Origin of the sequence: Johnsonella ignava ATCC 51276 (genome assembly GCF_000235445.1) — a bacterium.
GTDB classification, from domain to species: domain Bacteria; phylum Bacillota; class Clostridia; order Lachnospirales; family Lachnospiraceae; genus Johnsonella; species Johnsonella ignava.
Genome location: NZ_JH378829.1, coordinates 1 through 15271, shown reverse-complemented (window position 1 = coordinate 15271; position 15271 = coordinate 1). Strand labels below are relative to the sequence as shown.

At 33.9% G+C, this 15271-nt stretch carries 13 protein-coding genes and 1 pseudogene; all 14 read left to right on the top strand.

Going from position 1 to position 15271, the window contains the following annotated elements:
- The first annotated feature begins 4 nt into the window (after positions 1 to 4).
- Positions 5 to 490 (top strand): PcfB family protein, encoded by a 486-nt coding sequence (locus HMPREF9333_RS00070; protein ID WP_005538904.1) that lies wholly within the window; start codon positions 5 to 7, stop codon positions 488 to 490.
- 273 nt (positions 491 to 763) lie between these two features.
- A pseudogene (locus tag HMPREF9333_RS00065) lies at positions 764 to 2305 on the top strand (VirD4-like conjugal transfer protein, CD1115 family); the annotation flags it as partial.
- A gap of 395 nt (positions 2306 to 2700) precedes the next feature.
- A complete protein-coding gene (locus HMPREF9333_RS00060; RefSeq protein WP_050798082.1) occupies positions 2701 to 3783 on the top strand; it encodes a DNA cytosine methyltransferase in 1083 nt (360 codons plus the stop codon).
- A gap of 107 nt (positions 3784 to 3890) precedes the next feature.
- Positions 3891 to 4235 (top strand): single-stranded DNA-binding protein, encoded by a 345-nt coding sequence (locus HMPREF9333_RS00055; protein WP_005538898.1) that lies wholly within the window; start codon positions 3891 to 3893, stop codon positions 4233 to 4235.
- 3 nt (positions 4236 to 4238) lie between these two features.
- A complete protein-coding gene (locus HMPREF9333_RS00050; protein WP_005538895.1) occupies positions 4239 to 4454 on the top strand; it encodes a Maff2 family mobile element protein in 216 nt (71 codons plus the stop codon).
- Positions 4454 to 5317: a VirB6/TrbL-like conjugal transfer protein, CD1112 family gene (locus HMPREF9333_RS00045; RefSeq protein ID WP_005538889.1), complete on the top strand. Its 864-nt coding sequence runs from the start codon at positions 4454 to 4456 to the stop codon at positions 5315 to 5317. The genes HMPREF9333_RS00050 and HMPREF9333_RS00045 overlap by 1 nt, the downstream gene beginning before the upstream one ends.
- Before the next feature lie 74 nt (positions 5318 to 5391).
- Complete coding sequence (locus HMPREF9333_RS00040; RefSeq protein WP_005538888.1) at positions 5392 to 5841, top strand: hypothetical protein; 450 nt, start codon at positions 5392 to 5394, stop codon at positions 5839 to 5841.
- A gap of 3 nt (positions 5842 to 5844) precedes the next feature.
- Positions 5845 to 8691, top strand: a complete 2847-nt coding sequence (locus tag HMPREF9333_RS00035; RefSeq protein WP_083816546.1) for a VirB4-like conjugal transfer ATPase, CD1110 family — start codon at positions 5845 to 5847, stop codon at positions 8689 to 8691.
- Between the two features lie 2 nt (positions 8692 to 8693).
- On the top strand, positions 8694 to 9719 hold the full coding sequence (locus HMPREF9333_RS00030) for a DNA-methyltransferase (RefSeq protein ID WP_005538883.1): 1026 nt from the start codon (positions 8694 to 8696) through the stop codon (positions 9717 to 9719).
- Between the two features lie 79 nt (positions 9720 to 9798).
- Entirely contained in the window at positions 9799 to 11982 is a 2184-nt protein-coding gene (locus tag HMPREF9333_RS00025) for a C40 family peptidase (protein WP_005538882.1), read from the top strand.
- Positions 11983 to 11993: 11 nt separating this feature from the next.
- Positions 11994 to 12281 carry a hypothetical protein gene (locus tag HMPREF9333_RS00020; protein WP_005538880.1) on the top strand — a complete coding sequence of 96 codons (288 nt, stop codon included), beginning with the start codon at positions 11994 to 11996 and terminating at the stop codon, positions 12279 to 12281.
- Positions 12259 to 13086 carry a CD1107 family mobile element protein gene (locus HMPREF9333_RS00015; protein ID WP_005538879.1) on the top strand — a complete coding sequence of 276 codons (828 nt, stop codon included), beginning with the start codon at positions 12259 to 12261 and terminating at the stop codon, positions 13084 to 13086. The genes HMPREF9333_RS00020 and HMPREF9333_RS00015 overlap by 23 nt, the downstream gene beginning before the upstream one ends.
- Positions 13087 to 13360: 274 nt before the next feature.
- Entirely contained in the window at positions 13361 to 14782 is a 1422-nt protein-coding gene (locus HMPREF9333_RS00010; RefSeq protein WP_009531257.1) for an AlbA family DNA-binding domain-containing protein, read from the top strand.
- Between the two features lie 274 nt (positions 14783 to 15056).
- Positions 15057 to 15271 (top strand): phage integrase SAM-like domain-containing protein (locus HMPREF9333_RS00005; RefSeq protein WP_040881999.1); only part of this gene is annotated, 215 nt, incomplete at its 3' end.

The following is a 15271-nucleotide window of genomic DNA, read 5'->3' as shown; positions in this document are numbered from 1 at the left end:
TATATTGATCAATGAAGAAGTTACAAGGCAAGTAATTGCAGTAAAGAAAAAAGCACTTCATCTAACGGCAAGAGAAGTTGTAAAACTGATGAAAATGATACTTAACAAGGCGGAAAAAGAGAAAAACGGATTGAAGGATTTCATCGGTAAACAAAAGCCTACTACAGTAAAAGATTTAGTAAAAAAAGGCAAAGTGGAAACCTTAGAATTAAATGATGTGGACTTAAAAAACCTAAAAAGAGAACTAAATAAAAGTGGCGTGAAATTCAGCATAAAAAAAGATTTAACTACAGGAAATAAGATAGTATTTTTTCAGGCAAAAGATGAAAAGGTAATGGAACAGGCATTTAAAGAAGCAGTAGCAAAATTTGCAGGGAAAGATAAAAAGAAAGAATCTGTAATGGATAAGTTAAATCATTTTAGAGAAAAAGTTAAAAATACACCTCAAAAAGATAAAATCAAAGAAAAGCATAAGGAGCAGAGTTTGTAGGAAGGAGTGGTAAAGACGAAGATTGTAAAAGAAATATTAAAAGATATAAAAAATGTATTTCGTATAAGAGATAAGAAAAAGTTTGTAATTAAAAACTTACCTTATCTCTTTTTCTTTTATCTGGCGAATATATTTTCAAGGCATATAAACAGTTATGTAGGTGGTGATTATGTAGATAAGATGATAGTAGCTTTATCTGATATAGGAACACTGTCTTATTTGCCATCATTTCATATAGATGACTTATTTGCAGGTATTTGTTTTTCAGCAGTTATTTGGCTTATTGTTTATCAAAAAAAGAAAAATGCAAAGAAATTTCGCCAAGGAGTAGAATATGGCTCAGCAAGATGGGGAAGTTCTAAAGATATTGAGCCATATTTGGATGAAAAATTTGAAAACAACATAATTTTAACTAATACGGAAAGCCTTACAATGAACTCAAGACCTAAAAATCCTAAATTTGCCCGCAATAAAAATGTGCTTGTAGTAGGCGGATCCGGGAGTGGAAAGACCCGATTTTTCTTAAAACCCAATTTGATGCAAATGCACTCATCCTATGTTGTAACCGATCCGAAAGGGACTGTTCTTGTTGAGTGCGGAAAGATGCTTGAGAAAAATGGCTATGAAATCAAAGTTCTAAATACCATAAATTTCAAGAAGTCCATGCACTACAATCCCTTTGCCTATCTAAGGAGTGAAAAGGACATACTAAAACTTGTACAGACAATTATGGCAAATACAAAGGGCGAAGGAGAAAAATCTACGGAAGATTTTTGGTGTAAAGCCGAACGACTGTATTATACAGCCTTAATAGGCTATCTATACTATGAAGCACCGGAGGAAGAACAAAACTTTGAAAGTCTACTTGCCTTTATTGATGCCAGTGAGGTAAGGGAAGAAGATGAAAACTTTAAAAATGCAGTAGATTATATCTTTGATGCACTTGAAAAAGAAAAGCCGAATCACTTTGCAGTCAAGCAATACCGAAAATATAAACTTGCAGCCGGCAAAACAGCGAAAAGTATATTGATTAGCTGTGGTGCAAGACTTGCGGCATTTGATATTGAAGAATTAAGAAACCTTATGGAATATGATGAAATGGGACTTGATACTATCGGGGACAAAAAGACAGCCCTATTTATTATCATATCCGATACCGATGACACGTTCAACTTTGTAGTGGCAATGATGTATACTCAGCTATTTAATCTCTTATGTGATAAGGCAGATGATGTCTACGGTGGAAGATTACCTGTTCATGTGAGATGTCTACTTGATGAATTTAGCAATATCGGACAAATACCGAAGTTCGAAAAACTCATTGCAACCATTCGTTCCAGAGAAATATCGGCAAGTATTGTCCTTCAAGCAAAAAGTCAATTAAAAGCAATCTATAAAGACCATGCCGACACGATTCTGGGCAATTGTGATAGCGAGTTATTTTTAGGCGGAAAAGAAGGAACGACGATAAAAGAGTTGTCCGAAAACTTAGGAAAAGAAACCATAGACCTTTACAACACATCGGAAACAAGGTCAAATCAAAAATCGTTCGGACTAAACTATCAAAAGCTCGGCAAGGAACTGATGAGCAGAGATGAACTGAAAGTAATGGACGGAGGAAAGTGTATCTTAGAAATAAGAGGAGCAAGACCTTTTTTCAGTGATAAGTTTGATATAACCAAGCATAAGAACTACAAACTGCTTTCCGATTACAATAAGAAAAATGCCTTTGATATAGAGAAATACTTAAAAAGAAAAGATAAGGTCAACCTAAAGGAAAATATGAAAATAACAGTGGTTGATATGGATGTATAAGGATTTAAGGGAACCTTTGTTCAAAATGAGCAGAAGTGTCTATCGGATTAAATTTTGGAAAGGAATATTTAAGAATGACTGAGCTTAAAAAAACAGAAATACGAATTGAAAAAGAACAAAAGAAATTACAACAGATAAAAAATAGGATTAGGTTGTTAAATCAAAAGTTAAAACATCTAAAAAAGAAGGAAGAAATTCGCAAAATGTATATCGGTCAAAAGTAAAGACTTAAGATAAATCTTAGTCTTTTTTATGTTAAGAACAAAGGAGAAATGATTCAATGAAGGCAAAAGGAAGAAGTCCACCGACTTTAGTTCAAAATGAGCAAAAGATATAAAAATACAAAGTTCATATACATTATGAAAGTAGAAAAGAGGTGATGTAAGTTAAAAGAAATAACACTTGGAAGTTTATTTGATGGAATCGGAGTATTTCCTTTAGCAGCAAGAAAAGTAGGAATAAAAACAGTATGGGCAAGCGAAATTGATAAAAATGCAATATCTATATCAAAAAGGCATTTTCCTGATGTAGAGCATTTAGGGGACATAACAAAATTAAAGGCAAGAGATATAAAACCGGTGGATATCATCACATTCGGTTCTCCTTGTCAAAATTTTTCAAAAGTGGGAGATTTAACAGGACTTCGTGGAGAAAAATCATCTCTTTTTTATCAAGCAATACGATTGATAAAGGAAATGAGGTGTGTAACAAATGGGGAGTATCCAACTTTCGCTATTTGGGAGAACGTCATGGGAGCTTTTGTATCGGGAGATAGGTTGGATTTTAGAGCCGTCCTCGAATCCTTCAGTAGCACCGAAATTCCAATGCCTGAGTCTAAATGGGCAAATGCAGGAGTGGTGCGAGGGAGAGAATTTGAGCTTTCTTGGAGAGTCTTGGATGCCCAATATTTCGGAGAGCCTAAGCTCTTGCAAAGAAGAAAGAGAATATTTATTGTCTGCGATTTTGGAGGATTTCGTTCCCACAAAATATTATATAAGCCCGAAAACCTGTTCAAAAATCCTAAGATTATCGGAAATATCGAAGATAAGGATACCCGATCCAATCGAAGATATTCTGATAAAGCAGGGAGGGAAATACCAAACGTCAGACCCTTTCAAGATAGAAAAATGCGAGGAGGAGCAAAAAGAAGAAATAAGACTCTTTTTAGAAACAGCTTCGGAAAGCCAAATGAACCTTTTCCAACTCTATTAGCATCCAATCCTATAATGTTTGCGTATTGGGAGAACGGAAAAGAAGAGGAGGGCTTTATTCGATATTTAACCCCGATAGAATGTGAAAGACTGATGGGTCTGCCGGATAACTACACAAAGTATGGAGCAGACGGGAATATCATACTTGACAGTGCAAGGTATAAGGCATTGGGAAATGCGATAGCACTCCCTTGTGTAGAATATATTATGGCAGGAATAAAAGAAGAATTTCTAACTTCTGCTCAAAATGAACAGAAGTTAGAATAAACAAAAGATAAAATTTAATATGAAAAAATATAGATAAGACCATGACAAAATAGAAAAGTCGTGGTTTTTTTTGATGAAATCAAAAGAAATGAAAATGGAGGAAAGATATGCAAAAAGAAATGCTAAATATCAACGGAAATTTAATTAATAATGTGGAAATCAAAACCATTCAGGGAAAAGACGGGGAAGTAACCGTTGCAAACTTTACTCTTTTTAGAAAGATGGGAAAAACGGGAGAGAAGCAGAAAGAATATATCAATTGTAATATTTATGGAGAAAAGGCAGAGTTTACAAAGGACTTTGAAAAGGGAGATTTTATTCATGTATTTGGATACTACAAGGAAGTAGAAAAAGGGGATAAAACCTACAGAAACTTTATTGTAAAGCATGTCAACAAAATTGATAAAGAAATAGAAAACAAAAAAGAACAGGATGAAAACAAGGAGGAGTAAATTATGGATTTTTTTGTACAAGCAGTCAATGTGCTTAAAGTTTTGGTTATGGCAATCGGTGCAGGACTTGGTGCATGGGGAGTTATCAACCTACTTGAAGGATACGGTTCGGATAACCCCGGTGCGAAGAGTCAGGGGATAAAGCAACTGATGAGCGGTGGAGGAATTGTTTTAATAGGGCTAAAACTCATTCCACTACTTGCTAATGTCTTGAAATAATGCTTAATTTATTCGAAAAAATAAATGAGTTTTTCAAGGATATTATGATTGATATTATTAAAGATAATCTTTCTGCAATGCTTGTGGATATCAATGATAAGGTATCTACTGTTGCAGGAGAAGTAGGTAAAACTCCGAGTTCTTGGAACTCGGAGGTCTTTACCTTCATCAAATCAATCAATACCAATGTTGTTTTGCCCATAGCAGCGATAATTTTAACCGCAATACTTTGTATAGAACTGATTCAAGTGGTGATGAGAAAAAATTCTATGCAGGATACGGATACCTTTGAATTTTTTAAGTATATCATTAAGATGTGGATAGCTGTATGGCTTGTATCCCACGCTTTCGATTTTTCGATGGCAGTATTTGATGTTGCACAGTCCATGATAGGAAAGGCGGCAGGTGTTGTGGGGACGAGTGCAAACATTACACCGGGTAATTTTGATGCTATGGTCGATGCCCTTAAAACAAAGGAACTTGGAACACTCATTGGGATTGCACTTGAGACGGGATTGGTTAAATTTTCTTTAACGATTCTATCCATCTTAATCACTGTAATCCTGTATGGAAGAATGATTGAGATATATATTTACTGTTCCGTTGCAGCAATTCCTTTTTCTACCATGGGAAATAAAGAATGGGGAAGTATCGGAACAAACTATATTAAAAGTCTATTTGCCCTTGGACTTCAGGGACTTTTCATTCTAATCTTTTTTGGAATTTATGCAGTTTTAGTTAAAACTGTAAATTTCACAGATATTCATACAAGTATTTTACAAGTGCTTGCATATGGACTGATTCTTGGAGTCATGATGATGAAATCCGGAAGTATCGCAAAGGCAATTTTAAACAGTCATTAAAAGACTTTAGTTCAAAATGAGCAGAAGTTGATGAAATAATCAAAACAAAAAAATATAAGAATAAGGAGGCAGTTATGAAAAATATCAATAGGAAAACGAGAATATTTCTAGGAGTTGCAACAGCAATCTCACTTGCTTCGGCAGTAGCAGGAATGATAAAAGTGAGAAGTAAATATAAAAAGCAGGATAGATTTTGTGAATTTGAAGAAAATGATATGGAAACAGAAGATGATATCCAGTTTTGGGAAGAAGAGTATCTCAAAGAGGAAGAAAAGAGTGAAGAAGAAAAACAGCAGGAATTTAGAGAACTGTCGGTTACCGTACTGGATGCCCTTTTCAAAGAAGTCCTTTTCATTAGTGAAAAGGTAAAGGATATGGAGGAAGAAGTAAAAAAACAAAGCGAATATAAAGAACTATTAGAAGAACTGGAGAGAGGGAAAGACGAAATCATCTCACTTTGGGAGCATTTGGAAGAACTTTTCAATATGAGAGAAGAACATATCATAGAAAAAGATAGGGGATAAGCGATGGCATATGTAAAAGTACCAAAGGACTTGACGAAAGTAAAAACCAAGGTAGCCCTGAATATGACAAAAAGGCAGCTGATTGGATTTAGCATAGCGGGGTTTATCGGTTTTCCTGTATATATGCTGTGTAAAAATTATCTGAGTACGGATATTTCTATGATTGTAATGAGTATAGTAATCTTACCTGTCCTTTTTGCAACGCTTTATGAAAAGGACAATTTACCCTTTGAAAAACATTTGGCATATATCTTGAAGTTTCATAACAGTAAAAAGATCAGGCTATACAAAGCAAAAAGTATTTATCATACGGAAAAAACAAAAAAGCAGGATGCAGGAAGTAAAAATAAGGCAAACGGAAGGAGGAAAAAAATTGAACAAAGACAAAAGAAAAAACAGGAACAACGAATTAAAAAAGAAGAGTTGGAGCTTAGGAAAAATAAAAAAGAGTTATCGGAACTTAAAAAATCAGGAAAGAAAAAAATAAAGTCTAAAACAAATGGGAAATCATCAAGGAAAAACGGGTGGTTTCCTTTTTTTATGAAAGAGGAGAAAAAGGAAACCGTACAAGATACCATTCCCTATAAGCGAATGTTAAAGGATGGGATTTGTCAGATTGAAAAGAACAAATTTAATAAAACCATTCGATTTTTGGATATCAACTATCGCTTAATGGAAGAAGCGGATCAAGAAAGTATTTTCTCGGAATTTTCTTCTTTTCTAAATTTCTTTAATTCCTCTGTGGAAGTGGAGTTCAGTTATATCAACAGTATCGGTGAAAATGAGGAAATAAGTAAACTGATTGATATTAAAGAAAATATGGATGACTTTAATGAAATTAGAAATGAATACAGACAAATGCTCTTAAACCAAAGCTCTAAAGGAAATAACGGACTATCCAAGAGTATGTATCTTACCTTTACCATAGAGGCGGAGGACTTAAAGCAGGCAAAGAGCAGACTTGAGAGAATGGAAATGGATGTGTTAAACAACTTTAAACAGATGGGAGTAAAAGCCTATGTACTTGATGGTGAGGAGCGTTTAAAGGTGATTCACGATATTTTAAATCCAAATGATAAACTTGTTTTTTCCTTTGAAGATTTAAAATACAGTGGACTGACGACGAAAGAATATATTGTTCCTCCGTCTTTTAATTTTTCCAAACCGACCTACTTTAAGACAGGAGAAGTTTTTGCCGAAGTGAATTTCTTACAGATTTTGGCATCAGATATTAAAGATGAAATGCTGTCGGAGTTTTTGGCGTTGGAAGAAAATATGGTTGTTACCTTTCATATCAAAGCCATTGATCAGATGGAAGCGATTAAGAATGTAAAAAGAAAAATAACGGATTTAGACAAGATGAAGCTTGAGGAAAATAAGAAAGCCATACGTGCAGGCTATGATATCGACATCTTGCCGAGCGACCTTGTAACTTATGGGACAGAAGCAAAGAACCTGCTATCAGAACTACAAAATCATGATGAAAAGATGTTTTTGGTAACCATTCTTTTTATGAATATGAGTAAAAGTAAGGGAAAACTGGACAATACGGTATTTACCTTAAAATCTATTGCAAACAGACATAATTGCAGTTTAAAAAACCTAAATTACAGACAGGAACAGGGGCTTGTTGCAAGTTTGCCTCTTGGAATCAATGAAGTGGAAATAGAGCGTGGACTTACCACAAGTGCAGCAGCTATCTTTATACCATTTACAACAGAGGAGCTCTTTATCAAGGGAGAGAGCTTATATTACGGCCTAAATGCACTAAGCAGAAATATTATTATGGCAGATCGTAAAAAGTTAAAAAATCCGAACGGACTTATCTTAGGCACTCCGGGCAGTGGAAAATCTTTTGCGGCCAAAAGGGAGATTACCAATGCTTTCTTGATTACCGATGATGATATTATCATAGCAGATCCGGAAGCCGAATATTCTCCGCTTGTTGAGGCACTTAAAGGGCAGGTGATTAAAATATCGCCCATTTCAAAAGACTATGTCAATCCACTGGATATCAATATCGATTATGCCGATGAAGATAATCCGCTCTCTCTAAAATCCGACTTCATCCTATCCCTGTTTGAACTGGTGGTTGGAGAAAAGAAATTAAGTGCGGAAGAAATTTCCGTTATCGACCGTTGTTTACCGATTTTATATAAAGCCTACTTTGAAAATCCTACACCTGAAAATATGCCGGTTTTAGAGGATCTATATAACCTACTTCAAAAACAGGAAGAAACAGTAGGAAAGAAACTTGCAGTAGAAATGGAAATCTATGTCAAAGGAAGTCTGAATGTCTTTAATCATCGCACCAATGTCGATACGAACAACCGAGTGGTTTGCTATGACATCAAAGAACTTGGAAAACAACTGAAAAAAATTGGAATGTTAATTATACAGGATCAGGTTTGGAATAGAGTAACCATTAACAGGGCAAGTAAAAAAACAACCAGATATTTTGTAGATGAATTTCATTTGCTCTTAAAAGAACCGCAAACCGCCAATTATTCCATTGAAATCTGGAAGCGTTTCAGAAAATGGGGCGGTATGCCCACGGGACTTACTCAAAATATTAAGGACCTGCTTGCAAGTCCGGAGATTGAAAATATCTTTGATAATACCGACTTCATTTTAATGCTTAACCAAGCGGGAACGGATCGAGATATTTTAGCTAAAAAACTTAATATATCCAAACATCAACTTTCCTATGTAACCAATTCGGGGGAAGGAGAGGGACTTATCTTTTATGGAAATACGATTGTTCCTTTTGTGGATCAGTTTCCGAAAAATACAAAACTCTATTCTCTAATAACAACCAAACCGGAAGAAGTAAAAAAGGCAGGTGAATAGGGATGACTGTGGACAGAAGTAAAGAGGCATTCATAAAAGAAAACACAAATAAAATTCTTTGTGGAGATGCACTTGAAACTCTAAAGAATTTTCCGGATGAAAGTATAAGCTCTTGCATTACATCTCCTCCGTATTATGGACTGAGAGATTATCATAAAAAAGAGCAAATCGGAAGAGAGAAGACGGTAGAAGAGTATCTTGACAGATTGGTAGCAGTATTTCGTGAGGTGAGAAGAGTATTAAAAAAAGATGGTACTTGCTTTGTTGTGATTGGCGATTCCTATGCCGGTTCGGGCGGTGGAAAGGGACAGTATATGGATCCTAAATATTCAAAGGGAAGAAATGGACAAAATCCCTCGATTACACAAAAGGTGTTAGGATACAAGGCAAAGGATTTAATGGGAATCCCGTGGCGATTGGCTTTACTTTTAAGAGAAGATGGATGGTATCTTCGTTCCGATATTATCTGGCATAAGGAAAATGCCATGCCGGAGGCTTGCAGGGATAGACCCACTCGTTCTTATGAACATGTATTTTTACTTTCCAAATCACCAAGATATTATTACGACTATGAACAAATGGCAGAGCCGATGAAAGAAGTCAGTAAAAAAAGATATGTAAGAGGAAGAAGTGAGGATAACAAATATCTGAAGGAAGATGCGGGGATAAGTGTACAAAAAATAAATAAGGCGAGAAAATATGGGCAGTACAAGGGAGATAATATTCCGCAGTTTCGTAATAAACGAGATATTTGGACTATCAATACCGTATCTTTTAGAGGAAATCATTATGCGGCATTTCCGCCGAAATTGGCAGAAATCTGTATGATTGCGGGTTGCCCGAAAGACGGGATAATCCTTGATCCTTTTATTGGAAGTGGAACTGTCGGATTTGTAGCACTTATGCAAGATAGAAAATATATCGGAATAGAATTAAATGAGGAGTATTGTAAGCTTGCAAGGAAAAGAATCAGTGAGGAGGTGGAAAAGATTGACAAAGAAAAAGAATATGAGGTATGCAAAGAATAGAGAAAAACTGTTAAATCAAGAAAAACAGTCTGTTCAACATAAAATTCAAACTAATTATGAAACAGAATCCCCCAAAAATTTGAATGAAGCTTTATTGAAAGAGGAAATATCGGGAGAAGAACTTCCTTTACCCGAAAGAAAGCGATCAAATAATTCGTATAGAGGATATAAGAACAATAACTTAGATAAAAATATATCTTCTTATCGTTCATCGAATACGGGAAATATAAATCAAAATAGCACTTCTTTTCAAGCCGAAAAACGTAGAAAAAAGATGCAAAAGAAGATCAATAAATTTCAAAAGGAAGAAAAGGAAGTCTATGATCCATTATCGAAAGATATGGATAATGATGGAGTAATAGACAGGTATGATGTGGATTTTAGGGATAGTAAAGTATCCTATCGAACTCTTGCAGATGATGAAAAGTATGATAATAGGCAAAATGATAAGGAAAAAAATTATGATGAATATGTAAAAAATCCAAAATCCAAGAATAATCGATACAAACATTATGCAAAAGACACCTTTTTAAAAGAAAGTCCGAAATCGGAAAAGCAGAAAAAATATGTGAGGAGTAATTTTGATGATAAGGAGTTCACAAGAAATAAGGATACGAAAAAGAATTCATTTCAGGATGTAAAGGATAAAAGAAAAACTACTGATAAAAACCCATCACAAAAAAGAAAAGGAAAATTTGAAAATAAGGAAAAGAAAATATCCAAGTTACGTCAAAAAAAGCAAAAACAAGAGCAGAAACTAAAAAATAAGGGAATTGACGGAAAAACACAAAGTGCTAAAAGTGCGGTAATAGCAACGGGGATGGTAAATCGGTATTTGGAAAGTGGAAAAGAGGATAATGCAGGAGTTGATGCTGCATATAAGGTTAGCGATCAAGTCGAAAATATTTCAAGGAAAATCTATCATTATGGAAAAAAGAAAAACTTAAGAAGGCAAAAAAAGATAACAAAATTAGGCAAAAACATTGAAAATCAAGAAAAGAAACTCTTTTTTCAAAAGAATATGGAAGAGATGAAAAAAAGTGCGGATTACCAAAATACCTCAAGGCTCAGACAATTTTTTAAAAGAAGGCAGTATAAAAAGCAGATTCAAAAGAAGTATAAAGACAGTGTAAAAAACAGAATAAAAAAGTCCTTCGCCACAAGCAGTAAAAGATTTGCTGAATTTGTAAAATTAAGAGGCAAAAAAGCAGTATTCCTATTACTTTTAGCGGTAGGAATATTTTTTATGCTCTTTCAGGCAGGAAGTATGATGATGAATATGGGAACAGGGATGGTAGGAAATACCATAGGGACAACCTACTTATCATCAGAAGATGTACTCAAAGAAACCAATCAGGAGTTTTCATCTTTAGAACAGGCTTTGCAGGAGGAAATGGACAGTGTGGAGGAAAATCATCCTGGTTATGATGAATATATTGTAAAAGGCAAAGAGAAAATCGGTCATGATGTCCATGAACTCCTGTCATATATCACATCACGATATGGTGTTGTAAAAAATGTGTCTGAGATAGAAAGCGAACTTAAAAGTTTGTTTCAAAACATGTATACCTTAACCTATAATGAAGAGATCGAAATCAGATATAAAACCGTTACAACCAGTTATACGGATGCTGACGGCAATAAGCATACTGAAAGTCATGAAGAGCCGTATGAGTATAAGAAACTCATTGTAACTTTGGAAAAAAGAGAGATGGACTCTATTATCAGAGAGGTATTTCAGTCTTATCCTGATAATTTATCCCATTATGAAATCTTACTTGCAAGCAAAGGAAATATGGAGCGAGTCTTTGGAACTGGAAGCGGAAATCTGTCGGAGATTGTAGATAATCCCGATTTTTCAAATCCGGGACTTGAATTTAATGAAGAAAGTGTAAAGAGAATTGTTCATGAGGCAGAAAAACATATTGGAAAGAGATATGTGTTCGGGGCAAACGGACCAAACAATTTTGACTGTTCTTCTTTTGTCTGCTGGACATGCACTCATTCAGGGATAAAAAATATGCCGAGAACAACTGCATGGGGGATATATAAAGATTACTGTAATCCGGTTCCACCAAATGAAGCAAAAGCAGGAGATATTATCTTTTTTAAAGGAACATACAATTCAGGCTCGCCAATTTCTCATGTCGGTATCTATGTAGGTGGTGGTTATATGATTCATGCCGGAAATCCAATCCAGTATACAAGAATAGATACACCTTATTGGAGAGAACATTTTTACGGCTTTGGCAGACCAAAATAGGAGGTGGAAATTTGAATAAGAGATACAGAAAAAATATAGAAAAGCAAAAAGATATTCAAGAAAAAATAGAAGAACTAAAGTTAAAACAAGAGATGCTAAAAGAGGAACAGGAAGAAATGGAAAATACCCATGTTTTAAAAGAGTATCGAAGTACTGATATTTCCATAGACGAGTTTTTAGAGATGATGAGAAATTATAAAAAAGAGGAAAAACAGGAAAAAAGGAAGTTACAGGAAATGACACATACCCAAAATCATAATAATATGGAGGAAAATCATGAAAACCAAATTGAAAAATAGGAGAACACAATTAAAAAGAGTATTTTGCGTATGGATGCTGCTTCTTATTGCTATCATCCATACAAATACGGCTTTTGCTCAGGTAAAAGAAAGCGAAGCGGAAAAACAAACGGAGCAGGTACAGGAGAAAAAAGAAGAAAAAGTGCTGCGATTTCCCAATAAACTTGAAGCGAAAGAACCGCCAAAGAACACTCAGGATAGTGCAAATAGTCCAAATAATAAGGGAATTGCCACAGAGCCAAGCACTTCTAAGGCACAGCTCATAGAAAATGTAAACAATGCTAACGGGAACTATCCTATTCATCATGGAAATGCTACAGGAGAGATAAAAGATAAATATTCTGCCGATGCCAGACAATTTATTACCTTTAAGACCAAATCCGGCAAAACATTTCATCTCATCATCAATCACGATGAAGAAGGACAAAATGTCATGCTCCTAACCGAGGTTAGTGAAGATGATCTTCTTAATATGGTAGAGAAAAAGGAAAAGCCAAAAGAAGAAGTCAAAAAAATAGAAGAAACTGTACCAGAAAGTAAAGTAAAAAAAGAAGAGCCGAAAAAGGAAGAAAGCAAAGGCGGAGGCTTTTATATTTTCTTAGGAATCATCGTTCTTGCAGTAGTTGGAGTAGGATATTACTTTAAAATTTACAAGAAAAAGCAGGAAGCTGACGAAGATGAAGAAGAATACGATGAATTTGAAGATGAGTATGAAAGAGAGGATGATGCAGAAAATTTGGAAGAAAAAGAACAGCAAACTATATATGATATGGCAATAGATTCTTATGATGAAGATGAGGAATAAAAGATAGGTATAAATGAGATTATCCATCTTATTTGTTGCATTTACACTTAAAAAACACAATTATGAAAGTGTAAATGCAACAATAATGGGATTTGTAACGAATAAGAAAATGCTTTGTGCTTAGCGATAGAATTGTAATGACAATGAATTTGTGGTATAATTTTATGCGATAAATACTTGAAATTGATAAGCCTAAGTCATTTGGTTGGGTATTTTTGCATGCCATACTATGTAGATATTAATCAATAATAGAGATATGGCAAAAGGAGGTGTAGTGAAATTGGATTTGTTAAAATATATTGGAGAAGCTACCTCTTATGATAAAAAAGAAAAACTTGAGATAAGTAAACCGAAGAGCTGGCTGAAAAGTGTTAGTGCCTTTGCAAACGAAAATGGAGGGGCTTTAATATTTGGTATTTCTGATACAGATGAACTTATCGGACTGGAAGATTATAAGAAAGATTCTGAAAGTATTAGTGAAATAATTAAGACAAAAATGGATCCGATTCCTAAAATAAAGCTTGAAAATTATAATGAAAATGAAAAGTATTTTATTGTTCTTCATGTAGAGGCAGGAAGTGAGACTCCATATTATATTATAGATGGTGGGAATAGGTCTTCATATATAAGAATTGGAAATCAAAGTGTTGTAGCTACAAGCATTGATCTTAAAAATTTAGTATTGAAAGGAATGAATAAAACCTTTGATATCATACAGACAGATATTAATATTAAAGATGCAACATTTAATAAATTGAGAATTGAATATGAAAAAAGGACAAATAAAAAATTTGAAGAAAAAGATTTATTGTCTTTTGGTTTAATAACAAAGGACAGTCTTTTAACTTATGCAGGAGCTTTGTTTGCAGACGGATATTTAATATATCAATCAAGAATATTCTGTACTAGGTGGAATGGACTTACAAAGGCTAGTGGTTTAATGGAAGCACTAGACGATAATGAATTTGAAGGGAATATTTTAATTTTACTTGAAAATGCACTGAATTTTACAAAGGTAAACACAAAGAAAATGTGGAGAAAAGGACCGCTATATCGTGAAGAATATCCGGAATATCCTGAAAGAGCAGTACAAGAAGCAATTGTCAATGCCTTAATTCATAGAGATTATAGTATAATTGGAAGTGAGGTTCATATTGATATATTTGATGATAGGATGGAAATATACTCTCCTGGAGGAATGTATGATGGAACTTTAATTCAAGATATAGATCCATATACTATTTCTTCAAGTAGAAGAAATCCGGTTCTTGCAGATATTTTTGGAAGAATGGATTTAATGGAAAGACGTGGTTCTGGTCTTAAAAAAATAATAGAGAGTTATGAATTTGAAAAGAATTATACTGAGGACTTAAAACCAAAATTTAGATCTACACGAAGTTCATTTTTTACCATTTTAAAGAATTTGAACTATAATTTTAACAATGAACCTCAAAATGAACCTCAAAATGAACCTCAAAATGAACCTCAAAATGAACCTCAAAAAATGACAAGACAGGATAGATTAATTAAAATAATTGATATTATTTCCGATAAACCATATATTACAAGATTGGAATTATCAAAGATATTAAATGTTGCTGAATCTACTATTAAAAGAGATATTTTAAAATTAAAAGAAGAAGGAAAAATAGAGTATGTAGGTAGTTCCAAAACAGGGAAATGGATTAAAAAATAGAAAATTTAATATATAAGAATTTAAAAGGCAATTGGAGAAAATCGAAACTCTGATTGCCTTTTTTTATGCAAAAAAGGAGGAATTTATGAAACATAAATTAGTTTATGTAAAGCTTTACATAAATCAGTTTATGCGGAGTGGTTCTAAATGTAGAGTTTGTATTAAAATTATTCATATATCTTAAATATCTCCTTTCTAACTTTACATAATATTCTTACTAAATTTAAAATTAAATATAGTGCAATGCACTAATAATTTTAGAGGAGGTAGTATTATGTCAAAAAAAATAGTACTGATTGCTGAATTGCCGTCATATATTGATGGACTGTGCAAAAGGCTTAAAGAGATGGGATATTCCGACGGAACAATTAAAACCCATCGAAGAACTCTTAATAAATTCTGCCAATATGCAGATAAAATGCAGTTTAAGAATTTTGATTCCTTCGCTATTCAGCAATTTGTTATTGCTAGCAATGCAGATAACTATGA